The 25,044-nt window shown below is 47.7% G+C and carries 21 protein-coding genes and 1 tRNA gene; 9 read left to right on the top strand and 13 right to left on the bottom strand.

The window, feature by feature from the left end:
- Nucleotides 1-9: 9 nt before the first annotated feature.
- From nusA to ACQ31U_RS08325, 6 genes are all read right to left on the bottom strand, one after another.
- Entirely contained in the window at nucleotides 10-1,497 is a 1,488-nt protein-coding gene (gene nusA / locus ACQ31U_RS08350; protein ID WP_431051094.1) for a transcription termination factor NusA, read from the bottom strand.
- A gap of 58 nt (nucleotides 1,498-1,555) precedes the next feature.
- A complete protein-coding gene (gene rimP, locus ACQ31U_RS08345) occupies nucleotides 1,556-2,017 on the bottom strand; it encodes a ribosome maturation factor RimP (protein ID WP_431051092.1) in 462 nt (153 codons plus the stop codon).
- A 217-nt stretch (nucleotides 2,018-2,234) separates the two neighbouring features.
- Nucleotides 2,235-2,311 (bottom strand) — tRNA-Met (locus ACQ31U_RS08340).
- Between the two features lie 126 nt (nucleotides 2,312-2,437).
- Entirely contained in the window at nucleotides 2,438-2,572 is a 135-nt protein-coding gene (locus ACQ31U_RS08335) for a hypothetical protein (RefSeq protein ID WP_431051090.1), read from the bottom strand.
- Nucleotides 2,569-3,291 carry a phosphotransferase gene (locus ACQ31U_RS08330; RefSeq protein ID WP_431051088.1) on the bottom strand — a complete coding sequence of 241 codons (723 nt, stop codon included), beginning with the start codon at nucleotides 3,289-3,291 and terminating at the stop codon, nucleotides 2,569-2,571. The genes ACQ31U_RS08335 and ACQ31U_RS08330 overlap by 4 nt, the downstream gene beginning before the upstream one ends.
- Before the next feature lie 60 nt (nucleotides 3,292-3,351).
- On the bottom strand, nucleotides 3,352-4,050 hold the full coding sequence (locus ACQ31U_RS08325; protein WP_431051086.1) for a hypothetical protein: 699 nt from the start codon (nucleotides 4,048-4,050) through the stop codon (nucleotides 3,352-3,354).
- Nucleotides 4,051-4,154: 104 nt separating this feature from the next.
- Here ACQ31U_RS08325 and ACQ31U_RS08320 point away from each other — a divergent pair, with 104 nt between their 5' ends.
- Nucleotides 4,155-4,739, top strand: coding sequence for a DUF1439 domain-containing protein (locus tag ACQ31U_RS08320; protein ID WP_431051084.1), 585 nt, complete (start codon nucleotides 4,155-4,157; stop codon nucleotides 4,737-4,739).
- A gap of 65 nt (nucleotides 4,740-4,804) precedes the next feature.
- Here the strand turns inward: ACQ31U_RS08320 and nagK are convergent, their stop codons facing one another.
- On the bottom strand, nucleotides 4,805-5,722 hold the full coding sequence (gene nagK, locus ACQ31U_RS08315; RefSeq protein ID WP_431051082.1) for an N-acetylglucosamine kinase: 918 nt from the start codon (nucleotides 5,720-5,722) through the stop codon (nucleotides 4,805-4,807).
- Nucleotides 5,723-5,950: 228 nt separating this feature from the next.
- On the opposite strand from nagK, the gene ribA reads away from it, so the two are divergent.
- Nucleotides 5,951-6,598 (top strand): GTP cyclohydrolase II, encoded by a 648-nt coding sequence (gene ribA, locus ACQ31U_RS08310; RefSeq protein WP_431051080.1) that lies wholly within the window; start codon nucleotides 5,951-5,953, stop codon nucleotides 6,596-6,598.
- A gap of 394 nt (nucleotides 6,599-6,992) precedes the next feature.
- Here ribA and ACQ31U_RS08305 read toward each other — a convergent pair whose 3' ends face one another.
- The 3 genes from ACQ31U_RS08305 to ACQ31U_RS08295 all read right to left on the bottom strand — a co-directional run bounded on the left by ACQ31U_RS08305 (nucleotide 6,993) and on the right by ACQ31U_RS08295 (nucleotide 10,010).
- Nucleotides 6,993-8,621, bottom strand: coding sequence for a peptide ABC transporter substrate-binding protein (locus ACQ31U_RS08305; RefSeq protein WP_431051078.1), 1,629 nt, complete (start codon nucleotides 8,619-8,621; stop codon nucleotides 6,993-6,995).
- A complete protein-coding gene (locus tag ACQ31U_RS08300; protein WP_431051076.1) occupies nucleotides 8,621-9,268 on the bottom strand; it encodes a YchE family NAAT transporter in 648 nt (215 codons plus the stop codon). Before ACQ31U_RS08300 ends, ACQ31U_RS08305 begins: the two co-directional genes overlap by 1 nt.
- 70 nt (nucleotides 9,269-9,338) lie before the next feature.
- Entirely contained in the window at nucleotides 9,339-10,010 is a 672-nt protein-coding gene (locus tag ACQ31U_RS08295; RefSeq protein WP_431051074.1) for a hypothetical protein, read from the bottom strand.
- A 233-nt stretch (nucleotides 10,011-10,243) separates the two neighbouring features.
- Here ACQ31U_RS08295 and parE point away from each other — a divergent pair, with 233 nt between their 5' ends.
- The 7 genes from parE to ACQ31U_RS08260 all read left to right on the top strand — a co-directional run bounded on the left by parE (nucleotide 10,244) and on the right by ACQ31U_RS08260 (nucleotide 21,458).
- Nucleotides 10,244-12,181, top strand: coding sequence for a DNA topoisomerase IV subunit B (gene parE / locus ACQ31U_RS08290; protein ID WP_431051072.1), 1,938 nt, complete (start codon nucleotides 10,244-10,246; stop codon nucleotides 12,179-12,181).
- A 16-nt stretch (nucleotides 12,182-12,197) separates the two neighbouring features.
- Nucleotides 12,198-13,262: a copper-containing nitrite reductase gene (gene nirK, locus ACQ31U_RS08285; RefSeq protein ID WP_431051070.1), complete on the top strand. Its 1,065-nt coding sequence runs from the start codon at nucleotides 12,198-12,200 to the stop codon at nucleotides 13,260-13,262.
- Between the two features lie 27 nt (nucleotides 13,263-13,289).
- Nucleotides 13,290-15,530 (top strand): DNA topoisomerase IV subunit A, encoded by a 2,241-nt coding sequence (gene parC, locus ACQ31U_RS08280; protein ID WP_431051068.1) that lies wholly within the window; start codon nucleotides 13,290-13,292, stop codon nucleotides 15,528-15,530.
- 153 nt (nucleotides 15,531-15,683) lie between these two features.
- Nucleotides 15,684-17,252, top strand: coding sequence for a PTS transporter subunit EIIC (locus tag ACQ31U_RS08275; protein ID WP_431051066.1), 1,569 nt, complete (start codon nucleotides 15,684-15,686; stop codon nucleotides 17,250-17,252).
- Nucleotides 17,253-17,255: 3 nt separating this feature from the next.
- On the top strand, nucleotides 17,256-18,617 hold the full coding sequence (locus ACQ31U_RS08270; protein WP_431051064.1) for a class-II fumarase/aspartase family protein: 1,362 nt from the start codon (nucleotides 17,256-17,258) through the stop codon (nucleotides 18,615-18,617).
- A 2-nt stretch (nucleotides 18,618-18,619) separates the two neighbouring features.
- Nucleotides 18,620-19,822 carry an N-acetylglucosamine-6-phosphate deacetylase gene (locus ACQ31U_RS08265; protein WP_431051062.1) on the top strand — a complete coding sequence of 401 codons (1,203 nt, stop codon included), beginning with the start codon at nucleotides 18,620-18,622 and terminating at the stop codon, nucleotides 19,820-19,822.
- Between the two features lie 91 nt (nucleotides 19,823-19,913).
- Complete coding sequence (locus ACQ31U_RS08260; RefSeq protein ID WP_431051060.1) at nucleotides 19,914-21,458, top strand: helix-turn-helix domain-containing protein; 1,545 nt, start codon at nucleotides 19,914-19,916, stop codon at nucleotides 21,456-21,458.
- An 81-nt stretch (nucleotides 21,459-21,539) separates the two neighbouring features.
- Here the strand turns inward: ACQ31U_RS08260 and ptsG are convergent, their stop codons facing one another.
- From ptsG to dapE, 3 genes are all read right to left on the bottom strand, one after another.
- Complete coding sequence (gene ptsG, locus ACQ31U_RS08255) at nucleotides 21,540-22,979, bottom strand: PTS glucose transporter subunit IIBC (protein ID WP_431051058.1); 1,440 nt, start codon at nucleotides 22,977-22,979, stop codon at nucleotides 21,540-21,542.
- A gap of 227 nt (nucleotides 22,980-23,206) precedes the next feature.
- Nucleotides 23,207-23,896 (bottom strand): M15 family metallopeptidase, encoded by a 690-nt coding sequence (locus ACQ31U_RS08250; RefSeq protein ID WP_431054314.1) that lies wholly within the window; start codon nucleotides 23,894-23,896, stop codon nucleotides 23,207-23,209.
- A 14-nt stretch (nucleotides 23,897-23,910) separates the two neighbouring features.
- Nucleotides 23,911-25,041: a succinyl-diaminopimelate desuccinylase gene (gene dapE, locus ACQ31U_RS08245; protein ID WP_431051057.1), complete on the bottom strand. Its 1,131-nt coding sequence runs from the start codon at nucleotides 25,039-25,041 to the stop codon at nucleotides 23,911-23,913.
- Between the last annotated feature and the right edge of the window lie 3 nt (nucleotides 25,042-25,044).

Here is a 25,044-nt window from a genome sequence, read left to right as displayed (position 1 = left end):
TTCCCCTAATTATTCCGCATTGTTGAACCAGCAGATATTGCGCGCCGCCATAATTAAATCTGCCGCTTTCTCCGCGCTTAATTCTTCAATATCCGACAGGTCATCAACACTTTGCTCTGCCAATTCTTCCAGGTCGGTAATACCTTTTTCCGCTAATTTAAAGGCTAAATGACGATCCATGCCGTCCAATTCCAACAGCTCGGGCTGAATATTGGACTGGGTCAATTTTTCCTGCTCGGTCAAAGCGATGGTTGTCAGCGCGTTTTTGGCACGGTTGCGCAACTCTTCGACTAAATCTTCATCCATGCCGTCGATTTCTAACAGATCTTCGCTCGGCACATACGCGATTTGCTCTAAACTGCTGAAGCCTTCATCCACCAACAACCCGGCGAAATCTTCATCGATATCCAAATGTTGTACAAACAGATTCAACGACTTACCGGTTTCCGCTTGGTGTTTTTCCGCTAATTCATCGGTGGTCATCACATTCAGCGTCCAGCCGGTCAATTGGGTTGCCAAACGCACGTTTTGACCGTTGCGTCCGATTGCTTGCGCTAAATTCGCCGCTTCCACTGCGATGTCCATCGCATGTTTATCTTCGTCCACCACGATTGAACTGACATCGGCAGGTGCCATGGCATTAATCACAAACTGCGCCGGATTATCGTCCCACAACACAATATCGACACGCTCACCGCCTAATTCGTTGGTGATCGCCTGCACGCGCGCACCGCGCATACCGACACATGCGCCGACCGGATCAATGCGGCGGTCATTGCTTTTCACCGCAATTTTGGCACGCGACCCCGGATCACGCGCCGCGCCTTTGATTTCGATCAGCTCTTCGCCGATTTCCGGCACTTCGATACGGAACAGCTCGATAATCATTTCCGGTTTGGCCCGGGTTACAAACAATTGCGCCCCTTTCGATTCCGGCTTGATTTGATACAGCACGCCACGCACTCGGTCGCCCGGGCGGAAATTTTCACGCGGCAACATATCTTCTTTCATGATCACCGCTTCCGCTTGGTTGCCCAAATCAAGCTGGATCACATCACGGCTGACTTTTTTCACCACGCCGGTCACGATTTCACCTTCTTGGCTGCGGAATTGCTCCAATACTTTGTTGCGTTCCGCTTCACGGATTTTGCTGCTAATCACTTGGCGTGCGGTTTGCATGGTGATACGGTCGAAGGCAATCGACTCGATTTCGTCTTCAACATAATCGCCTAATTGAATTTCCGGATCTTCGTAGCGCGCCGCCTCCAGTGTAATCTCTTTGGTCGGCGCGGTCACTTCTTCCACCACTAACCAACGGCGGAAGGTTTCGAAATCGCCGGTTTTGCGGTCAATGGATACGCGGACATCAATATCCATTTCACGCTTTTTCTTGGTCGAAATCGCCAACGCATTTTCCAACGCTTCAAAAATTTTCTCGCGTGGTAACAATCTTTCGTTTGAAACGGCTTCCGCCGCCATTAAAATTTCTTTACTCATTTTTGCCTCTAAATAAAATCTCGTTTTCATCAATGCAAGCGTCGCCTGCCGTGCTGCGTCAATTCTTAAATTGATAAATAATGTTGCCTTTTTGGATATTACCAAAGGCAAAAACCTGCGGATTGCCATCAACTGTCAGGGTTATCATATCGCCTGCGACACTTTCCAACTTGCCGCTCCATTTACGGCGATCCAACACCGGCACGCGCAAATGCACCGCCACTTGCCGCCCGATAAAACGCTGATAGTGTTCTAAGGTAAACAGCGGTCGATCCAAGCCGGGGGAGGAAACCTCCAAGTTATATTTGTCGGCGATTAAGTCTTCCACGTCCATAATCGCGCTCACCTCACGGCTGACATCGGCACAATCATCGACACTCACGCCACCGTCTTTATCAATATAAACGCGCACGGTCAAAAAACGTCCGCTGCGCTGACATTCAATGCCGACTAATTCACAGTTGAGTGCTTCGACAGAATCCAGCACCAGTTCCTGTATTTTTTGTTCCAATGTTGCCAAGACAACCCCCGATTGAGATAACACACGAAAAAAATAAGATATAAAAAAAGGGCTAATCGCCCATTTTCATTGTCCAGCACCGGCTGAACAGTCAAAATTGTTGCACAAAAAAACCCCATATCGGGGCTTCATAGGCTTGAACCGGTTTTACTAACGTAATCGAAAGTAAAGCCCCGTTACATCTGGCTTCGATTAAAACCACAAGTGCGGTTTCAATTGGTTGCGGGGGCCGGATTTGAACCGACGGCCTTCGGGTTATGAGCCCGACGAGCTACCAAGCTGCTCCACCCCGCGTCCGAAAATATGCGCGTATTGTAATGACTTCGTTATCAAATAGCAAGTTTCCAACGCAAGAAAAGCCATTTTAAATCGGTTTTCTTGCATTGTGCCATGCAAAGTGCGGTTTTAAAAGCCAATCCTTTAAAAACCGATACCGCCGGAAATGCCGATAGAGCCGCCGACGCCAAGGCTGCCACCGCCGATACTGCCGTTTACTCCGCTATTGCTGCAAGCAGCGATCGACAAAACGCAAAGTATTAACACAATCCATTTCATACTGAAGTTTCTCCCAACAGATATTCGAATAGTTTCAAGCTCGCCAATAAATCTTTACCGGCAATCGGATAAAACGGCTTGAATAAACAGTATAACATCCGACGTTTATTCACCAATTGAATCGCTTGCCGCCACACCGTTTCACCGCCATGGCGACGATATTCCGCTACCGCACTTTCAATCATCGTTTGCGAAAGCGTGCCGTTGCGATACAGATCATGAATAAAAATCAATAAATCGCGGATTTTATTCCATTGCAAGCGTCGAATATCCAGCTTCGATTCAAAATCAATAAACCGCACTTTGCCATTATCCCACCCCATATCACGGGTTGCCGGTCTGCCGTGCACCAAATCTAATCGGTGCAGTTCTGCCAAGGCAACGGCACAATCATTCAACACCCGCTGTTTTTGCGTTTGATCAAACGCGGTGTTGTGCAACCATTGATTGGCGGTCATCCCGACATCTTGCAACACTAAGTAATCATCACCGAATTCGACCAATTTCGCACAAGGCGCGCCGACTTTATTCAAATATTGTAACGCTTGTACTTCGTGTCGTAACGCCTGTTGCGGATTGGTTTTGAGCAAGCGCATAAAGCCGCGCGTGCGTTCGGTCTGTTTCAGCCAATATTTTTTATTGCCAAAATAAAACGACACCACCCGTGCCGCTTTATTGTCGCTTAAAACCTGATTAATCGTTTCTGTTAAGCTTTTCATAGAGTAAGTGAAAAGAGTGGTCTGGCGCCAGACCGCTCTTTGCCGCCTATCCCAACTCAATTATTTTTTAGTCAGCGTCAGACTGGCAACACGCTCGCCTTGCAACTGGCAATCCATATTATAGAATTGGTTGCCGTTCAAACGCACATCGGCAGTCAAACGGCTGCTGCTGTTGGCTTTATTCGCCGAACTGCGGAACACGCGTTTGGTCGACGCCACTTGTTGGATTTTAGCAATACATAAGTAATTCAATTTAGCATCGCCGCCGGTGCGCACTGCGCCTACCCCGCGATCCGCGGCATTAGTACCCAGCATTGCGGCTAATTTTTTGCCAAGTGCGGTCAGCTCGGTTTGTTTTTTGGCTAACGCATCCGCCGATAAATCAAGGGGCTTGCCACTGCTATTCAGGGCAACAATTAATTTACCGGCAGCGTCAAATTCATAGTTGCCGCCGGAATCTTGTACGCCGTACAACTTTCCGTTTCTATAGAATACTTTGCTATTGCCATCGTTGGTTTGTTGAGTCGCGTAAGTGATACTGCCGCCGCTTAAATAGGCTTTATACACATCGTTGTCCAATTGGTATTGAAAGCTGTTTTGCGCGGCTGCCGCTTGCTCCAATTGGGCAAAAGACTGTGCCAGTGCCGTGTCGGCGGCAGACGAGGTTGAACTTGTCGCGCTTTCGCCGGTCAAATTGCTACATGCGGTCAAAACCAGTGCGGCTGATAATAATGCGGCTTTTGTGATAGAGTGTTTCATAGCATTCCTTATAAAGTCAAAACCAAGCGGTTATCCGGAGTGTTGTGTAAAATGGCTTCATTCTATCTTTTTTTTTGATCAAATTAAACCTTCAAGGATATTTTATGCTGCAAATGCGCACCAGCAAAATGCTATTCGCCCCGTTTTTTGCCTTACTGTTGCTGTTGGTATCGCTATCAAGTAAAGCCGGCAATTTTGAAATCAGCGAAGCGCAAATCAACCATTATTTAGCGCAAAAACTGGGCTTTAATGATCAATTCAATCTGCCCGGCATTATTAATATCCGCTATCAAGTGGATCAAATGCAAGCAAAAGTCGGGCAGAACGACAGCAATAAAATCGAGCTGGACGGGATTGTCAGCGCCGGTTTTAAATACAATGACAAACAATTCGACAGCCGGATTAATTTGGCGTTTGATGTCGAACCGGAATATAACGCCGAGCAAGGTTCGGTTTATCTGAAAAATCTGCGTATACTGCGTTGGTCGTCCGAGCCGCAACAATACGCGGCTCAATTGCAACTGATTATGCCAATGCTGAACGGCACGCTGCAAACCTTGCTAAACCAATTTCCGGTGTATACCTTGGACGCCGACAATCAAACCCAGAATCTGATCAAGAGTATGGTGAAAAAACTGACGGTGCGTGAAGGCAAGGTAATTTTAGAAACCGCAAGCGGCGTACTTTGATATATTGCTCTTCCCTCCCTCCGCCAACGGAGGGTCTGTCCGAAGAATAGAGGGAGGGAAAAATATTAGCGGCTCATAAACAACGCCGCCGCACCACGCACCCCGCCGGAATCGCCGTATCTGGCTTTTTTGATCACCGGCACGACCGCACTTCGCATTAAATGCGCCGGCAACGCTTTCGGCAACGCCTCGTATAAATAATCAAAATTCGATAAGCCTCCGCCCAACACAATCATATCCGGGTCAAGTGCGGTAATGATATTACCGATACTGATCGCCGCCAATTCGACGAACATCTGCACGAATTTGAGCGCAGTTTCATCATTGGCATAAAAACGTTCGATAATGGTTTTTGCCGACAATGCTTCGCCCTCTAAATCACGGTATAACATCTCGAAGCCGCGCCCTGACAAATAGGTATCCAAACAGGCGCGATTACCGCAACCGCACTCGTAGATCGGCGCTTTATCCCAGCCGAGCAGCTTTAACGCGTGATAATTAAGTTGCATATGTCCCAGTTCGCCCGCCATGCCGATATGCCCGGAATGGGCTTTACCGTTAAATACCAAACCGCCGCCAAAACCCGTGCCTAAGATCAAGCCCAATACAAAAGGATATTGCTGGTTTTCTTCCGCCCATGCTTCTGATAAGGCGAAACAGTTGGCGTCATTTTCCGCCCGCACTTCGCGCTCAAGCCGTCGGCTTAAATCAAAAAGAATCGGACGATTATCCGCCGCACGGATATTGGTAATTTCCGCCAAGCCGGTTTCCGCATTCACAAAACCGGGCAAACCAATCCCCACCGTGCCTTTACAGTCAAAACGGCTGTCGGCTCTTTCAACCAAGCCGGCAACCGCCTCAATCCATTCCAAATAATCCTCTTTCGGCGTATCCACTCGTTCCGAATGCAATTTTTCCAATTTTTGATTAAATACCGCCAACTCAATTTTTGTACCGCCGATATCCAAACCGTAATAATACATTTCCTACTCCTTCGTTGTTTTTTGCCGATTTTACCTAAAATCAAACTATTTTTCTTTAACGCAACGCACGTTCTTGCAAAAAAGTGGTCTATTCATTCGACAAAATCATCGATTAGTCTTAATCAGTCACGGCTATCGGATCTATATCAAAAAAAGAGATAAGCAACACTCGGGAAAGGCGCTATACTTATGCTGCTAACGAATAATAAAAATAGAGGAATCGTGGTTATGTCTAAAATTCAATTAGTTGCAGAAGCGAGATTACCGACCAAATTCGGTATTTTCCGTATGGTCGGGTTCGAATTTCCCGATACGCATAAAGAACACGTGGCGTTGGTGATGGGCGATATTGGCAACAGTGACGAGCCGGTGTTGGCGCGCATTCATTCCGAATGCCTCACTGGCGACGCGCTGCACAGCTTAAAATGCGATTGCGGTTTTCAGCTGGAAACCGCCTTGACCCAAATCAGCCAAGCCGGACGCGGGGTGTTGATTTATCACCGCGAAGAGGGGCGTGGTATCGGGCTTATCAATAAGATCCGGGCTTATTCCCTGCAAGATCAGGGTTTGGATACGATTGAGGCTAACGAAGCGCTTGGTTTTGCCGCCGACGAACGTAATTTTGCGGTGTGCGCCGATATATTTGAGTTATTGGGCGTGACGCAAGTGCGGTTGCTGACCAATAATCCGAATAAAATCGACACCATGCGCCAAGCCGGGATTAATGTGGTGGAACGGGTGCCGCTCAATGTCGGCGAAAATCGCTATAACACGGCGTACTTGGCGACCAAAGCGGAAAAAATGGGACATTTGATTGTACATGATGAATCGGAACACCATCACGACCATGGCGTGTGTTGTTCTTGCCAGCGATAATCCCACCACAAATAATTACACACAAGCATTACACAGAAAGGGCGCATTTCAATGCGCCCTCAGATTGCCGACAAACTTACTTCTCTCCCTCTGTATACGGAGGGAGGGAAATTATTAAAGAAAGAGACTTTATCATCCGCCAAAAGTGCGGTTTAACCGCACTTGAGATTGCTGACAAACTTACCTCTCTCCCTCCGCGTGCGGAGGGAGTACCATTTTTCGCAAGAAAAATGGGGAGGGAGGGGTAATATAAAAATGCAACATATTCATTTTTAAAATGATTTATGCCTCCCTCCGTCCTTCGGACACCTCCCTCCGTATACGGAGGGAGGGAAATTATGAGAGAAAACGACTTTGTCATCAGCCTGAGAGCGCATTGAAATGCGCACTTAGATTACTTCCCAACCCGCCGGTATAAATCCTGACTGTAAATCACACTATTGCCGGTTTCGTAACCCGCCAAATCGGTTTTTATCCAATAGCGGTCGTAATATTGGAACAACGGCAGCACCAGCTGTTCTTGATTGATGAAGGTTTCCAGTTGTTGATAAAGTTGTTGCCGCTCGGCTTCTGTGACCGCACTTTCAACACTTTTTTGCAACCATTCATCCACCTGCGGATCGGCAAACGCCATTTTATTATTCCCGCTTTGACTATGCAGAATACTGAAAAACGCCGACGGGTCATGATAATCGGCACACCAACCGGAACGGATCAGATCAAAATCCCCGTTCGCCCGCCGTTCCAATAGCTGCTGACGAGTCAAGGCTTCCGCTTGAATTTGAATTAAATCCGATTGCGACAACATCCGAATCAGTTTTTCTGCGATTTGCGGATGAATCCCCTGCTGATCATAACCCAAACGTAAACGCAGCGGATTTTGGCTGTTAACTCCGGCTTGTGCCAACAACTGTTCCACAATGATTGGCGACCATCCGTCCGTATTTTCTTGATCTTGCATTTGACGTGGCAAAAACTTCGCATTGGCACGGCTGCCGGGCAGCGTATTTACGATCTCCGGCAGCGAAATCATGCCGGCAAGCGCTTTGCGTACCGCACTTTGCTTTAATTGCGGATGACGGAAATTGAATTCATAATAATAATTACATAATGACGGCAGTCGAATACTTCGCATGTGAGAAGAACCCCTGCTCAAATCCGCATTATTTGCCACTTGCGGAAACAGATCCAACGCCGCTAATTCCGCCTGATCATCCGTATTTTCCGCTGCCAGCGCTGAATAACTGACATTACGGAAGGCGACATTTTTTGTATCCCAATAAAACGGATTTTTTTCCAATAGCAACGCTTTTTCGCCACTATATAAAACATGGTAAGCCCCGTTTGTCACCAACGTACCATTATCTTCGCCTTGATACAGCGGCGATAAGGCAATATGAGCGAGCATTTGCGGCAAATACGGCACCGCTTGCGATAAGGTCAGTTGCAAGGTTTTTTCGTCGAGCGCTTTAATACCGAGCATTTCCACCCCGACCTCTTTTTTCAACACCGCTTCGACATTTTCCAATGCCATAAAACGCAAATAGCCGCTGAGCGGATTATCCGCCCCTTGCACCGCTAAGGCATACCAACTTTGCACAAAATCCTGTGCCGTTAGCCGTTCGCCATTTGACCAACGCAAATCAGGACGCAAATGGAACGTCCAGATTTTATCATCCTGCCGCTGCCAAGATTCGGCTGCCGCCGGCTGCAACTTGCCGTGTTTATCAATGCGCACCAACCCTTCATACAAATCTTGCCATAGCGGCAATTGCAGCTCGTCATACGGCTGCGGCGGCGACAAATTAAATGCCGGAAGATAAAGCCCGCGTTTTAACAACTGACGGTTTTCGTCTAGCGACGGCTCGGTTTTCGGCGCGACATCTTCAGGTTGCCCGCCGGTTAATCGCGCCCACCAATCGCAACCGCCCAAGGAAGCGAAACACAACAAAAACAACGCATAACGCAAACCGCACTTTAAGGGGGAGCGCTTAAATCTGCCGATTAAAGAGAATGTTTTCATCACTGCACCAAACCCGGAAAGAGATTGCCGATCCCTGCCGCCGCCACCTCAATGCCTAATGCCATCAAGATCACGCCCATAATCCGCGTGACCACATTGCTGCCGGTCGAACCGAGCGTTTTAACCACAAACGGCGCGGAGCGGAACAGGAAATAACAAAACAGGGAAAACAGTAAAATCGCGATAGTGAAACCGATAAAATCCAACCAAGTGTGATAGCGCGATGCCCACACAATGGTCGAGCTGATCGTGCCCGGCCCCGCCATAATCGGCATTGCCAGCGGCACCACCGCGATATTGCCGTAATCGGACAGATCCGCACTTTTCTCTTCTTTATTCTGTTTTTGTTCGCCCAGTTTCCCGCTGATCATGCTCATCGCAATCGAGACGATCAAAATCCCGCCGGCAATACGGAAAGCGTTGAGGGAAATATTGAACAAATTGAGAATAATCTGCCCCAGATACAGGCTGGTCAACAAAATAACCGCCACCGAAATGCACATCGTTAAATTGGTTTTATTGCGTTGGGCTTCATATTGGTTAGACGTCATACCAACGAAAATCGGCAGCACGCCAAAGGGATTGACCACTGCCACCAAGCCGATAAAAAACTGAATATAGATAGAATAATTGAAATCTAGCGCCACACCGGTGTCCTTTTTTCAACACAGCACATCATACTGATTATTATGCCATACTCTATGCGCGTCGGCTTAATTAAAAATCATCCGTTAATTTATTCAATAGCACGCTGTAACCCACAACCGGGGAATCGTCTTCTTCTTTTATCAACGTGGCGGAACAGACCGCGTTTAATAGCCAACGCTGCGCACTACCACGGCCGGGTTCATGCCATTTGGGTTGCGGCGCAAACGCTTTGGTTTCTCCGTTGTTGGCGGTGTAGGTATAAACAATTGCCGTCACACTTTTGCGTTCGCGGCAATTATAGACGGTTAAGTCGGAATAAATATGCTGTTTATCGCCGGAACCCAGCGCGGCAATCCTCAAATGGTGATACTTCCCTTTCCCGATCCGCACTTTGCCCAAACGGACGCTGTATTCATCAATATACAGGTAGGCATTCGGATTGACGGTATCGATATTCTTTAATTCAATCGGCTGCAACTCTTCAACGGTGATACTTTCGGCGCCAATCCGATTGATCCAATCTCTGGCTTGCTGCAAGCGGACAGCGTGATCTTGATTCTGCTCCGCGCCTTGCGCGCCGCCGAGCGCATAAGAGATTTTAACCACATTTTCCGTATCACTGCCGACACGCATCACAGGCGAAGCGCCTGTGGTATTGTTCCATTTTTTTATACCATCGCCCTGACAAGCACTCAACATCAGTGATACGCCTGTAGTCAGCAGGATTTTAATCAGATTCATTTTTTCTGATACCGTTAAAGTTATGTGTTTTCTTTTAAAATTAATTATGAATAATCACGTAATGAAAGTATATGTATTTTATCGGGAAACGCTAAATGTAAAAAGACTTTTTCCGTAGCCAACTCAAATTAAAACACCTTTCCGGCTTAAAGCGAGAATTAAGATTCCCTGATCCCCTTCGGGTTTGATAGAATTATCCTTATTTTTAACCTTGAAATAATAAAGAAGTTGATATGGCAACCACATCCAATTACCAAGCCGACGATATTACCGTTCTGAAAGATCTGGAACCGGTACAACTGCGTCCCGGCATGTACACCGACACCACGCGTCCGAACCACTTGGGACAAGAGGTGATCGACAACAGCGTTGATGAAGCCCTCGCCGGACACGCCGACAAAATCGAAGTGATTTTACATGAAGATCAATCATTGGAAGTGATTGATAACGGGCGTGGTATGCCGGTGGATATTCACCCGATTGAGAAAATCTCCGGGGTCGAACTGATCCTGACCAAACTGCACGCCGGCGGCAAATTCTCCAATAAAAATTACCAGTTCTCCGGCGGTTTGCACGGCGTGGGGATTTCGGTGGTGAATGCATTGTCGGATCGGGTCGAAGTGACGGTGAAACGCAACGGCGAAATCTACAAAATCGCCTTTGCCAACGGCAAAAAAATCGAAGAACTGCAAGTGATCGGCAGCTGCGGGCGGCGCAACACCGGCACCACCGTGCGTTTTTGGCCAAACCCGAAATATTTCGATTCCGCCAAATTTTCCGTGCAGCGCTTAACCCATTTGTTGCGCGCCAAAGCGGTGCTGTGTCCGAAATTGGAAATCAGCTTTATTGATAAAGTCAATGGCACGCAAGAGAGTTGGTGCTATCAAGACGGCTTGTCCGATTACCTGCAAGAGAGCGTACAGGACGTTAGCACTATTCCCGACATTCCGTTTGTCGGCGAATTCAGCGGCGACAGCGAAGCGGTCACTTGGGCGCTGATGTGGCTGCCTGACGGCGGTGACTTGTTGGGCGAAAGTTATGTCAATTTAATTCCAACGCCACAAGGCGGCACCCATGTTAATGGCTTGCGCCAAGGTTTGCTTGATGCCATGCGCGAATTTTGCGAATTCCGCAATCTGTTGCCGCGCGGGGTGAAATTGACCGCCGATGATATTTGGGAGCGCTGCGCTTATGTGCTGTCGCTGAAAATGCAAGATCCGCAATTCGCCGGACAAACCAAAGAGCGTTTGTCATCACGCCAAAGTGCGGTTTTTGTCGCCGGCACGGTGAAAGACGCCTTTAGTTTATGGCTCAACCAAAACGTACAGCAGGCGGAACTGCTGGCGGAAATGGCGATCAACTCGGCACAACGCCGTTTGCGCGCGGCAAAAAAAGTGGTGCGTAAAAAATTGGTCAGCGGCCCTGCCTTACCGGGCAAACTCGCCGATTGCAGCAGTCAGGATCTGGCTAAAACCGAACTGTTTTTGGTCGAAGGGGATTCCGCCGGCGGCTCGGCAAAACAGGCGCGCGACCGTGAATTCCAAGCGATCCTGCCGTTACGCGGTAAAATTCTCAACACTTGGGAAGTGGCGTCCGACCAAGTGTTGGCGTCCAACGAAATTCACGATATTGCCGTCGCCTTGGGGATCGATCCCGACAGCGACGATCTGTCGCAACTGCGTTACGGCAAAATCTGTATCCTCGCCGATGCGGACTCCGACGGTTTGCACATCGCCACCTTGCTCTGCGCCCTGTTTCTGCGCCACTTCCCGAAATTGGTGCAACAAGGACATGTGTATGTGGCAATGCCGCCGCTGTATCGGATCGATCTGGGCAAAGAGGTATTTTATGCCTTAGACGAGGGCGAAAAAGAAGGTATTTTGGATCGCTTAAAAGGCAAACGCGGCAAACCGAACGTACAACGCTTTAAAGGCTTGGGCGAAATGAATCCGCTACAACTGCGCGAAACCACCATGGATCCGAACACCCGCCGTTTAGTGCAGCTGACCTATCAAACCGGCGATATTCTGGATCAAAGTGCGGTCGGCGAAGGTGAAACAAGCGTTGATCAAACATTGGAGTTAATGGATATGCTGCTGGCGAAAAAACGCTCGGAAGATCGTAAAAACTGGCTGCAAAGCAACGGCGATCAAGCCGAATTGGCGCTATAAGCGTAAGGAGAGCAAAATGAAACGACGCACCCTATTGACTGCTGCAAGCGCAGCATTGTCCGCCTCCTTAGTGATACCGAAAATCACTTTGGCACAGCAAACCCAAGCCCCAAGTGCGGTTGCCACCGACTCCGCCCATGACTTGCCGACGATTGAAGCGCAATTAGGCTTCGCCCCGAATGCCGCTCCGCCAACCGGACGTGATTATTCGGCAAAAGTGCTGGTCAAATTGCGGGTTGAAGAAAAAGTGATGCAACTGATGGACGAAGTGGAGTTCAAATACTGGACTTTCAACGGCAGTGCGCCCGGTCCGTTTATTCGGGTGCGCGAAGGCGATCAAGTGGAAATCCAACTCGCCAATCCAGCCGATTCCAAATTGCCGCACAGCCTCGATCTGCACGCAGTCACCGGTCCCGGCGGCGGTGCAACGGCCAGCCTGACTGCGCCCGGACGCATTTCAACCTTTGCCTTCCAAGCGTTAAAACCCGGATTATATCTGTATCACTGTGCCGCCATGCCGATGGCGGTGCATATCGGTAAAGGCATGTTCGGCTTGATTTTGGTCGAACCGAAAGCGGGCTTACCGGCGGTCGATAAAGAATTTTATATCGTACAAAGCGAGTTTTATACCCGTGGCGCCTTTGGCGAGCCCGGCTTGCAAGCGTTTGATATGAACAAAGCGATTGATGAACGCGCCGATTACGTGGTGTTTAACGGGCATGTCGGGGCGATTGCGGGCGAAAACGCACTTAAAGCCAAGGTCGGTGAGAAAGTGCGGTTTTATCTGGGCAATGCCGGACCGAATCTGATGTCATCCCTGCATATCGTCGGCAGCATTTTCGATCAAGTGCGGGTGGAAGGCGGTTCGCTGTTGAATCACAATGTGCAAACCACCATGATCCCGGCTGGCGGTGCCACCATTGCCGAAGCCACTTTCCCGGTGCCCGGCAGCTACACCATTTTGGATCACGCGATTTTCCGCGCGATGCACAAAGGCACACTCGGACAGTTGATCGTTGAGGGCGAAGAGAATAAAACCCTTTATTCCGGCAAAATCAGCGATACGGCGATCACTCCGTAATAACGACAATTAAACAAAGAGAAAGCAATGGAGCAAATCATCAACTATGAAGGCGTAGAGCAAATGCCACTGGGGCATTTCACCGAGAAAGCCTATTTAAACTATTCGATGTATGTGATTATGGATCGCGCGCTGCCGTTTATCGGCGACGGATTGAAGCCGGTGCAGCGGCGGATTATTTATGCGATGTCGGAACTGGGGCTGAACGCCGCCGCCAAATACAAAAAATCGGCGCGTACCGTCGGCGATGTGTTGGGGAAATTTCACCCGCATGGCGACAGTGCCTGTTATGAAGCGATGGTGTTGATGGCGCAGCCGTTTTCCTACCGCTATCCACTGGTGGACGGGCAAGGCAACTGGGGCGCGGCGGACGATCCGAAATCCTTCGCCGCCATGCGTTACACCGAATCGCGTTTGTCCAAAATCGCCGAAATGTTACTGTCCGAATTGGGGCAAGGCACGGTCGATTATCAGCCGAATTTTGACGGCACCTTGGAAGAGCCGCAATATCTGCCGGCGCGTCTGCCGCACATTCTGCTGAACGGCACAACCGGGATTGCGGTCGGGATGGCGACCGATATCCCGCCGCATAACATCAATGAAATCGCCGAAGCGGCGGTGCTATTGCTGGATAATCCGCAAACCACGCCAGAACAATTATTAACCATTGTGCAGGGCCCTGATTTCCCGACCGAAGCGGAAATCATCACGCCGAAAGAGGAACTCGCAAAACTGTACCAAAACGGACGCGGTTCAATCAAAATGCGCGCGATTTGGAAGAAAGAAGACGGCGAAGTGATTGTGACCGCACTTCCACACCAAACCTCCGGCTCGAAAGTGATAGCGCAGATCGCCGAACAAATGCGTAATAAAAAATTGCCGATGGTGGATGATCTGCGTGATGAATCCGATCACGAAAATCCGACACGAATCGTCATCGTACCTCGCTCTAATCGAGTTGATGTCGAGCCGTTAATGGATCACCTGTTCGCCACCACCGATCTGGAAAAAAGCTATCGTGTGAATATGAATATGATCGGTTTGGATCAAAAACCGGCGGTCAAAAACCTGTACACGATTCTCAGCGAATGGCTGACTTTCCGCCGCACCACCGTTACACGCCGCTTGCAATACCGCTTAGACAAAGTGCTGGCACGCCTGCACATTTTAGACGGTTTGATGATCGCGTATCTGAATATCGACGAAGTGATCGAAATTATCCGCAACGAAGACGAGCCAAGAGCGGTGCTAATGCAGCGCTTCAACCTCAGCCAAATTCAGGCGGACGCCATTTTGGATCTGAAATTACGCCATTTGGCAAAATTGGAAGAGGTCAAAATTCAAGCGGAACAAGACCAACTGGCGCAAGAACGCGACCAACTGCAACTGATTTTAGGTTCGGAACGCCGCTTGAATACCCTGATTAAAAAAGAGATTCAGCAAGACGCCAAAACCTACGCCAGCCCGCGCCGTTCGCCGATTGTCGAACGTGCAGAAGCCAAAGCCATTTCCGAAACCGATATGCTGCCGGCGGAACCGGTGACGGTGATTCTGTCGGAAATGGGCTGGGTGCGTTGCGCCAAAGGACACGACATCGACGCACAAGGCTTGAGCTATAAGAGCGGTGATAAATACCTGCAACACGCCAATGGCAAAAGTAACCAAGCGGCGGTATTTATCGACAGTAGCGGTCGCAGCTATGCCCTCGATCCGCTTTCCTTGCCGTCCGCCCGTTCGCAAGGCGAACCGCTGACCGGCAAACTCAGCCTACCGAGCGGGGCGGTGGTGGAACAACTGTTGATGGACAAAGAAGAGCAAGCCTACTTAATGGCTTCCGATTCCGGCTACGGTTTCGTGTGTAAATTTGAAGACCTGATCTCACGCAACAAAGCCGGTAAAGCCTTAATCAGCCTGACCGAAAATGCCAAAGTGCTGCCGCCGCAAGCGGTGTTGAGTGAGGATATGCTATTAGTTGCGATTTCCTCCATCGGCAAAATGCTGATCTTTCCTGTTGCCGATTTGCCGAGTTTATCAAAAGGCAAAGGCAATAAAATCATTGGCATACCATCCGCCAACGCCAAATCACGCGAAGAACTGTTAAGCCGAATCCTGTTAATCAAACCGGGCAATAGCCTGATCTTCCACGCCGGACGACGCAAAGTCACGCTGAAACCGGACGATTTGGAAAAGTTCAAAGGCGAACGCGGCAGACGCGGCGGACAACTGCCGCGCGGATTGCACAGCGGTGTAGAGATTGAAATTGTGTAAAAAAGACTAAACCGCACTTTGCTCAAACCAATCCTTTCATTGTATTAATAAATTATGCGCTTATTCAGGCGCATAATTTGTTATTGCATCTTTTTGAATGCGCTTGCTAAGCTAACTTCGTTCTTGGTAATAATCAATGACGAGGGTATTGCTATGAAATCCAATTTTAAAGATGAAATACAAGTTTTTGGTCGTTCTCTCCTGCTCCCTATCGCCGTGTTAGCCCCTGTCGGTATGATTATGGGGATCTGCAGTGCCTTAGGGCAAAGCTATATGATTGCCAAATTTCCCTTCTTAGGCAATGAAGTATGCAAAGCCATCTTCTCCTCCGCCGGCTCGATTGCCAGCGTTGTTTTCCAAAATATTCCGTTACTCTTTGCAATGGGCGTTGCTTATGGTATGTCGAAAAAAGAGAAAGGGATTGCGGTTTTTGCGGCGGTTATCGCCTATCTGACGCTATTAATTTCAATGAATGTCCATTTAAAACTGTCCGGTGATTTGGTCAAAGAGAATATGGCGTTTGTCGGTCAAGGGATGGTGTTGGGTATTCACACCCTGAAAATCGAAGCACTTGGCGGTATTATTGCCGGTTTGCTGGCGGCAAAAGTCACTGACCGTTTTTACCGTTTACAGCTGCCGCTGGCATTTGCGTTTTTCAGCGGCAAAAAATCGGTTGCCATCATTTCGATTGGTTTAATGATTCCTATCGGCTTGCTTATCCCCTTTGTTTGGGATTGGTTTACTTTTGGCATGAATAAGCTGTCCACTATTTTAATGGCGGAAAATATCGGTTCGGGTATCTACATGACGCTAAACCGCTTATTGATTCCGTTTGGGTTGCACCACGTTTTAAGTTCAACCATTCGCTTTACCGAAGCCGGTGGCACCTATTTGATTGACGGTGAAACCTATGTCGGCATTCTGCCGGCGATGAATAAAATTTTATTTGAACTCGGGCCAAATAGCGACGCTTGGGCTGAACATATGCCGACCCTCGCCAGTTATCTAGCCTCTGCGCAAATGCAAACCACCCTGTTCCGCATTCCGGCAATCGGCTTGGCAATGTACCACATGGCTCACGCCAAAAATAAACCCTTTGCCAAAGGAATTATTCTCACCATTGTGCTGACGGCATTCTTAGGCAATATTACCGAACCGCTCGAATTCTCTTTCCTGTTTATTGCCCCCAAACTGTTTCTTGTTTACGCCATTCTTTGCGGCTTATTCACCATTCCAATCCAAATGCTTGGCATTTCAATCGGCTATATTCGCGGTACAATCTTTGATTTCGGGATCTTCGGCTTGATGTATGAAAACACCAATTGGGTCAATCTGGTACTGTTGGGGATCGTCAATTTTGTGGTGTTCTACTTTGTGTTCCGCTATGCGATTGCAAAATTTGATATTAAAACGCCCGGTCGTGAAGACGAAACCTCCGACAGCACGTTGTTAAACAATAAAGCGTATGACAAAGTCGCACAGTTAGTGATTGACGCGTTAGGCGGTAAAGATAACATTAAACAGGTTGAAAACTGCGTGTCTCGCTTACGGGTTGATGTCGTGGATCAGAAGAAACTGAACATGGAATTAATTCGCGATTCCGGCGCACTCGGCACATTCATTCCGTCCAGCAATCATATTCATATCGTATTCGGTCCACATGTTGAATTTGTGCGTAATGCCGTTGATGATCAACTTTCCGGCGCATTAGAGAAGGAATAAGCGATGAAAGCACTCTATGATTCAAAAAGCAAAACCATTGATGATCGTGGAATGAAGGCCTTATTCACCTTTGAAGCGCGGGTTCAATCTTGGCTCGATGTGGAAGCGGCATTGGCATTGTCGCAATCCGAAGTCGGGCTGATTCCCCCTGATGTCGGGCAAAAAATTGCCGACAAATGCCGCGTCGATCAAATTGATTTACAAGAGATGGATCACCTATTACAACAGATCGGACACGGCTTTGTGCCGCTGATCAAAGTGTTAATTAATGCCTGCGATACGGAAAGCGGAAAGTATGTGCACTACGGCGTAACCACACAGAATATTCAGCAAAGCGGGCATTTACTGTTGGTTAAAAAGTTTCACCGCACTTTAATCGGGTTCTTAAAAGATATTTTACTGAATTTAAGCCGTTTAGCCGAACAGCATAAACACACCATTATGCCGGGCAGAACCCACGGTAAACACGCCTTGCCGATTACTTACGGTTATAAGGTTGCGGTTTGGATTGACGAACTTCTCTCGGCAATCGAACGCTTGCAAGAAGCGGAAAAACGGGTTTTTCGAATTATGATGGGCGGCGCAGTCGGGGCCTTCCATGCTGCACCGGACAAAGGGCGAGCGGTGCAAGCTTTGGTCGCACAAAAACTCGGCATGTTGCCAATGCCGATTCCGTCACGCAATAGTCGTATTTTCCGCACCGAATATATCAGCAACCTTGCGCTGCTCGCCACCACCTTTCATAAAATGGCGGAAGAGGTGTACCAAACTTCAAGCGAGGAAATCGCCGAAGTCTCCGAGGCTTTCACCAAAGGCACGATCGGCAGCAGCACCATGCCGCAAAAAGTCAATCCGAAATTGGCAAAAGGCATTATTGCCAATGCGCAGAAACTCTATTCGGTCTTGACCGCCACCTTGTACGTCTCCCCGCGTCCGTTTGAAGCGGACAGTTCCGCTTACTTTATTTTTGATGCCTCATTACAAGAAAGTATTGAACTGATGGCGGAAATTATCATGCGTGCGGAAGAACTGACGCGTACTATTGTGATTAATCCTGAAAAAATGTATCACAATGTAATGCTGACCAACGGGCTAATCAACAGCGAAAAAATCATGATGAATTTGGTGGCGGTCTTGGGCAAAGATAAGGCGCACGAACTCGTCTACGAAATTGCGATGCAATCGCTGGAAGCGGAATCCAATTATGCAACCGCATTACAAACCAATGCCACCATTCGACAACTTTTTTCCGCCGATGAAATTTCAGCGATGCTTGCCCCTGAAAATTACATCGGCTTGTGTGCCGTTTTAGCCGAAGAAACCGCACAAAGAGCGGTTGAGAAAGCCAATACAATGGAGGGTTAATCATGGAATGGGCAATCAAATCATCAAAAATCGTCTTGCCTGACGCAATCAAAAGCGGTTATTTAATTATCAACGGCAGCAAAATCACGGGGTTTCGTGAACAATATCAAGGTGATGACATTATCGATTACAGCGAATATATTTTACAGCCTGGCTTTATTGATATTCATATTCACGGCTGGGGACGCGGGGCTTTCGCGCATAAAGGGGATTACGCCTCATTAGAACGCATGAGCAAAGATCTTGTTCACACCGGCACAACCGCTTATTTAGCCACTTCAGGCACAATGCCGAATGCCTTTCTTGAGGCTTCATTACAGCAAGCCGCCGATTATATCGAAAGCGCCACACCGAAAAATGGCGCAGAAGTGATCGGCATACATATGGAAGGGCCTTATATCAGCCCGAAATACTTGGGTATGCAGCGTGACGATGCGCTGCAATCACCGAGCATTGCCGGTTTTGAACAGTTTAACCGGCTTGCGCGGGGGCATATCCGTTCCATGACCCTCGCACCGGAATTAGACGGCGGCTTAGCCTTGATTAAACACCTGAGACAACAAAATATCACCGTTGCCGCCGGACACACCGCCGCCACCTTTGCTGAAATCACCCAAGCGATACAAGAAGCGGATTTGAATCATTTCACCCATTCTTATAGTGCGATGCGTGGCTTTCATCATCGTGAATTGGGTGTAGTCGGTGCGTTGATGTATCACCAAAATGCCTATGCCGAAGTCGCCAAACAAACCGGCATGACCATTAAACCGGAGGCCTTCGATTTGCTCTATCGCTTAAAAACCGATAACCGCTTGGTTTTAACCACCGATTGCGTCGGCTTTGCCGATTTTGCTGTCGGCGACGAATTTTATCATTACTTGCGCAAACAAAAATTCAAAATCGAAAGCAACGGTTTTCTCCGTGTTGAAAATGAAGACGGCAGCTATAGCGAAATTGATCCGTCAGACTACGAAAACGTACGCCATTTAGAAATGAGTTTTTTAGAATCGGTGAAAGCGGTGTTACCACGCTTAGAACGAGGGTTATTATCGGTTGCGCAAATGGCAAGCGCAAACCCGGCACACCTTGCCGGCGTGCTTGAACGAAAAGGCAGCTTAACAAGCGGCAAAGATGCTGATATTCTCGTACTCAATGACAAATTAGATTTAGTACAGATCTATTGTCGGGGTTGTCCACAACTTTAGCCGCTCATGCATTATGATTTAGTAATAAAAGCTATTTTCTGGTTAGAATAGCTTTTTATTCTTTGCAACAATAACGCAAGCGAAGGTGCAAATGAACTATTTTAATCTAGCTTTAATCAAGTTTATTCAGGAAAATTCGCCCGTTAAAATCGAAACAGTGACTGAAAAGTTTCAAAAAACACTTTCTACAATAAAACGCGCCATTAAAGAAATTAACTATTATTTAGATGAAAATCTACAAATCCATATTATTGATGCCAAAATCACGACACGAATGGGTTATCAAAATTACATTGATTTTATCAACAACATTCATCTTAATCGCTATCTATCGACCACCACAGAAAGAGTGAAACTACTCACGCTAGAAAGTATTCTATTTGACCGCATTAATATTGAATCATTTAAACAGAGTATCAATGTCAGTTACAGCACGATAAAAAACGATCTCAATATCCTACGCAAAACGCTACCCGGCGAATTTGAAATTCGTTTAAAAGACAATAAAAATCTTATGCTTTCCGGTGATGAAATTGCAATTCGCATGTTCTTTTGCAAACATGTTTTTAATGCCCTTGAATTAGATTGCAGCAATACTATCATTCCACACAAAGCCAATTTTCCGCTCGAAAAACGCTTTATTACTCGTTTTTTAGACTTGATCGATGATGAAATTCAGCCTGCCAAAGCTATTTTTCAACAAATAGAAAAAATATTGACGTTGTCTTATAATTCCAAAAAATACCTTATCATTTATCTCTGTATTGCCTTATACCGGATAAAACAGCGACACATTATCAGCAATCAAATCGATATTCCATTTCGCACTTTCAGCGCAAAAATTGATGGTCTCGCTTATAAATTTGAACAAGATTTTCTGAATATTTTACTCTCATCGCTCAATCATCAAGATCATAAACAAACCACCATTGATACTACATTATATGGCTTTATCACCGATTTTATTGATGAAATCACAAAAACAATTCGTCTTTATAATGGTGATAGAGACAATTTACTCTTGGAAATATATCAAGTTATCTACGCCTCAATTCTACAAAGCAAACTCAATATTGATTTTGATGATAAAAAATTAGAAAAAGTGGCTGATATTCACAGTGAATTGTTCTTTAACGTGAAGCTACTAATTGAAAAAATCAGTTATTACTATCAACAGTCATTAAGTAAAAATATGATTGCAACAATTGTTCTTATTCTAAAAAAAGCGGAAATACGCTCACTTTCCGTTAATCAAATTAAAAAACGCATTTATATTGTCAGCAATGCCTCTGAAAGAAAAATTGGTTATTTTAAAACCCTGATCTCATCAATATTTGATATGGAAATCATCGATTGCATTAATATTAACGAACTTCATGTATTAAATAAAAATCAATTTGACTGCATTGTTACCTTTACCAACAAAATATCAAATTATCTGCGTGAAGAAGGTATAGAGTGCATCAAAGTCAATTTTGAATTGCAACCGAGTGATATAGCTCATCTGCTTGAAGCCGGATTTCCGAGTATTAAACGTAAAATAAACAGTAATACATTTGTGAATGAAATAATGCAAATAAACAAAAACGGTTTAGCGGATTATTTAAGAAAAAACTATCCCCATTTCTTTATTTAACCGCACTTTACTCAAACGAAAAAAACCTTGTATCAACACTGGTACAAGGTTTTTAAGATTATTCTAATCTAACTCAAAAAATTAGTTTTTGTGAATCCAGTGATCCATATCAGTTTTCAAATTTTCGGATTTGGTGCCGAAAATCGCTTGGATTCCGCTGCCGACCACAACCACACCGGCGGCACCCAATTCTTTCAAGCGCGCTTGATCCACTTTGCTGACATCGTTAACGCCGATACGTAAACGGGTGATACAAGCGTCTAAACTTTTAATATTGGCTTTACCGCCGAAAGCCGAAACCAAATTTTCCGCCATTTCATCGCCGCTTGAAGCACTGGCCGCAACCGCACTTTCGCTTTCATCTTCACGACCCGGAGTTTTCAGGTTCAGGGCTTTGATCACCACGGTGAATACGGTGAAATAGATTACTGCATAGATACCGCCCACAACCGGGAACAGCCACAGTTTATGTGAGTTTGCCGACAACAAGGTGAAGTCAATGAAACCGTGCGAGAAGGTCATACCGTGTACCATGCCCAACATATTGGTAACCACGTAAGCAGAACCTGCCAATAGCGCATGGATCGCATACAACACCGGGGCAACGAACATGAAAGAGAATTCCAACGGCTCGGTGATCCCGGTTAAGAATGAGGTCAAGGCGGCGGAGATCATGATCCCGCCGACGCGCGCGCGGTTTTCCGGTTTTGCCGCACGCCAAATCGCGATTGCCGCTGCCGGTAAGCCGAACATTTTGAACATATAACCACCCGCCAACTGGCCGAAATAACTCATTTCCGGCGTACGGCTGACTTCGGTTGCGGATAAGAAGCAAGTTACTACGCCGTGCTGAGTCACCCCGTTGGCGTCCACACAAGTACCCGCTTGGAAGAAGAACGGCACGTTCCAGATGTGGTGCAAACCGAATGGAATTAAGCTACGCTCAACCACGCCATAGATCCCGAATGCCAACGCCGGGTTCTGCTCTGCCGCCCAATGGGAGAAAGTGTCGATCAAACCGCCGATTGGAGGCCAAACTAAAGACAAAGCGACGCCCAAGACAATCGCCAATGAACCGGTCACAATCGGTACAAAGCGTTTCCCGGCGAAGAAGCCGAGATAGGCAGGCAATTGAATGCGGTAGAAACGGTTAAACGCCCAAGCGGCAACGCCCCCGACTAAAATCCCGCCTAACACCCCGGTATCAATGCTCTCAACACCGACAACCGGCGCCATCACTTTCAAGGTCGCCGCCATAATGCCGTAACCGACCACGGAGGCCAGTGCCGCTACCCCGTCGTTATTGGTGAAACCTAATGCCACCCCGATAGCGAACAACAGCGCCATTTGCCCGAACACCGAACCACCGGCTTGCTCCAACAGGTTAGACACAACATCCGGCATCCAGCTGAAGTGCGCCGCACCGACCCCTAATAAAATCCCTGCAATCGGCAACACCGACACAGGCAACATTAATGCTTTACCGATCTTTTGCGCAACGGCAAACAGATTACTTGACATGATAGCTCCTAAATAGATTTATACTTGTTATTACGTGTGCAATACGTCTCTCAACTGATGTTTTAGCACGACAAATCGCTCAACCGTACTAAGTGCGCGCACTATAAACGATCTTGGCACAAAGTACCAAGCCCTTCCATTAAGAAAATCGTAAAAATAAAAGCGAGATCACATTTTTTTAATTAAAAAAAATAAATAGCGGAACAAAAGTAACATCTGCGATCAAGCTAGCCGATAAAGCGTCGGAAAATAAGATCCAGCTTGTTTTGCAATACGGCTTTGCCTTCGATGGTTTCATCTTGCCAACTCTTCAGCAAAATCTCAGGGGTGAATTGCGCACGGAATTGCTCCGCAATCGGTCGGTAACTGATGTGCCACGGTTCGCGCCCGACGTCCAGCTCAGCCTGCGCCAGGGAAGCGGTTTGAAACGGCAGGGTGAAATCAAAGTGCGGTAGCTGTTCGTTCAGCCAACAGGTTAAGTCGTAGAAATAACCGTTTTCTTCGTACTCCCACGGTTCAAGCTGCAACGCTTGTCCTTGCGGTAAACGCGTCGGGTCGTAAATATCGATTTCCGTGCCCCAATGATGGCGGCTTGCGCCCGGCAATGCCGACCAACGCAGAATCGCTTCGCATTTCTGCCAGTCGTCAAGACACGTCAAATCGAGCGGATTACCCTGATCATCATGCACTTTGCGCCGGCACAAAAATTTGCCGTTCCAAATTTGCTGTTGCCGCTGAAAATCACGGAAACTGCTTGCCGGCTGCAAGTCAAAACCCGCGCTGACCGCACTTTGCCGAAGTGCGGTAAAAGCGCGCCGTGCGTCGGCTTGCAGTCGATGATGAGCCGCATAAGGGGAAAACAGCGGCACTAAATGCGCTTGGGTTTTGCCGGTCAACATCGCGGCGGTAATCTGGATTTTCCCCATTGGCGTTACCCTAATAAGTTTTGCAATAACTGGCGGTGGGTTAAGCCCAAACGATATAACGCCTCGCAGCTGACACACTCATCGACTTTGTGAATGGTGGCGTTTAACGGTCCAAGCTCAACCACTTGCGTGCCCATTTGCGCGATAAAACGCCCGTCGGACGTGCCGCCGCCGGTGTCCAGTTTCGGCTCAATCTGCAAGTGTTGACGCACCGCACTTTTCACCGCTTGAATAAACTCGCCTTGTTCGGTGACAAACGGCAAACCGGATAAATTCCAATCCAGTCGGTATTGCAAATCGTATTTAGCCAACAGATCCGCCACGCGCTGTTTAATCAACTCCGGCGTCATTTCAGTGGAGAAGCGCAGGTTAAACTGCACAAACAGCTCGCCGGGAATCACGTTATTACTGCCCGTTCCGGCGTGAATATTGGCGATTTGCAAGGTGGTCGGCGGGAAAAATTCATTGCCGCGATCCCATTCAATGTTCACCAACTCGTCCAACATCGCCAGCGATTTATGCACCGGATTATCCGCCAAGTGCGGATAAGCAACGTGCCCTTGCACCCCTTGAATCGTCAAATTGGCGGTGATCGAACCGCGCCGTCCGTTTTTAATCATATCGCCCAACCGCACCGCACTTGACGGCTCGCCGACCATGCAAAAATCGACTTTTTCGCCGCGCGCGATTAAGGTTTCGACCACGCGCACCGTGCCGTCGGTCGCCGCCGCTTCTTCGTCGGAGGTAATCAAAAAGGCGATACTGCCCGCATGGTTTGGGTTGGCTTTAACGTACTCTTCCGCCGCAATCACCATTGCCGCCAACGAACCTTTCATATCCGCCGCACCGCGTCCGTACAGCATATCGCCGACAATTTCCGCCGCAAACGGCGGATATTGCCACTGACTTTCATCGCCGGTCGGCACGACATCGGTGTGCCCGGCAAAGGCGATACACGGGCTTTGCGTGCCGCGGCGCGCCCATAAATTCAAGGTGTCGTTAAACGGCAGCCATTCGATTTCAAAACCGAGTTTTGCCAAACGTTCGGCGATCACGTGCTGACAGCCCAGATCTTGCGGGCTGATTGACGGGCGGCGGATCAGATCCTGCGCTAATTCAATAATGGTTTGTTTCATCTG

This window comes from Testudinibacter sp. TW-1, from assembly GCF_050613185.1.
Taxonomy (GTDB): domain Bacteria; phylum Pseudomonadota; class Gammaproteobacteria; order Enterobacterales; family Pasteurellaceae; genus Chelonobacter.
Note: the sequence above shows the minus strand (reverse complement) of the source record. Positions and strands in the feature narration are given on the sequence as shown.

Bases quoted from the DNA above. Each gene is read 5' to 3' on its own strand.
- ACQ31U_RS08260 (WP_431051060.1), top strand. From the start codon at position 19,914: ATGAACTATTTTAATCTAGCTTTAATCAAGTTTATTCAGGAAAATTCG.
- ribA (WP_431051080.1), top strand. From the start codon at position 5,951: ATGTCTAAAATTCAATTAGTTGCAGAAGCGAGATTACCGACCAAATTC.
- ACQ31U_RS08295 (WP_431051074.1), bottom strand. From the start codon at position 10,010: ATGAATCTGATTAAAATCCTGCTGACTACAGGCGTATCACTGATGTTG.
- ACQ31U_RS08330 (WP_431051088.1), bottom strand. From the start codon at position 3,291: ATGAAAAGCTTAACAGAAACGATTAATCAGGTTTTAAGCGACAATAAA.
- dapE (WP_431051057.1), bottom strand. From the start codon at position 25,041: ATGAAACAAACCATTATTGAATTAGCGCAGGATCTGATCCGCCGCCCG.
- nusA (WP_431051094.1), bottom strand. From the start codon at position 1,497: ATGAGTAAAGAAATTTTAATGGCGGCGGAAGCCGTTTCAAACGAAAGA.
- ACQ31U_RS08320 (WP_431051084.1), top strand. From the start codon at position 4,155: ATGCTGCAAATGCGCACCAGCAAAATGCTATTCGCCCCGTTTTTTGCC.
- ACQ31U_RS08335 (WP_431051090.1), bottom strand. From the start codon at position 2,572: ATGAAATGGATTGTGTTAATACTTTGCGTTTTGTCGATCGCTGCTTGC.
- parC (WP_431051068.1), top strand. From the start codon at position 13,290: ATGGAGCAAATCATCAACTATGAAGGCGTAGAGCAAATGCCACTGGGG.
- ACQ31U_RS08265 (WP_431051062.1), top strand. From the start codon at position 18,620: ATGGAATGGGCAATCAAATCATCAAAAATCGTCTTGCCTGACGCAATC.
- ptsG (WP_431051058.1), bottom strand. From the start codon at position 22,979: ATGTCAAGTAATCTGTTTGCCGTTGCGCAAAAGATCGGTAAAGCATTA.
- nirK (WP_431051070.1), top strand. From the start codon at position 12,198: ATGAAACGACGCACCCTATTGACTGCTGCAAGCGCAGCATTGTCCGCC.
- ACQ31U_RS08305 (WP_431051078.1), bottom strand. From the start codon at position 8,621: ATGAAAACATTCTCTTTAATCGGCAGATTTAAGCGCTCCCCCTTAAAG.
- ACQ31U_RS08275 (WP_431051066.1), top strand. From the start codon at position 15,684: ATGAAATCCAATTTTAAAGATGAAATACAAGTTTTTGGTCGTTCTCTC.
- ACQ31U_RS08270 (WP_431051064.1), top strand. From the start codon at position 17,256: ATGAAAGCACTCTATGATTCAAAAAGCAAAACCATTGATGATCGTGGA.
- parE (WP_431051072.1), top strand. From the start codon at position 10,244: ATGGCAACCACATCCAATTACCAAGCCGACGATATTACCGTTCTGAAA.
- ACQ31U_RS08325 (WP_431051086.1), bottom strand. From the start codon at position 4,050: ATGAAACACTCTATCACAAAAGCCGCATTATTATCAGCCGCACTGGTT.
- nagK (WP_431051082.1), bottom strand. From the start codon at position 5,722: ATGTATTATTACGGTTTGGATATCGGCGGTACAAAAATTGAGTTGGCG.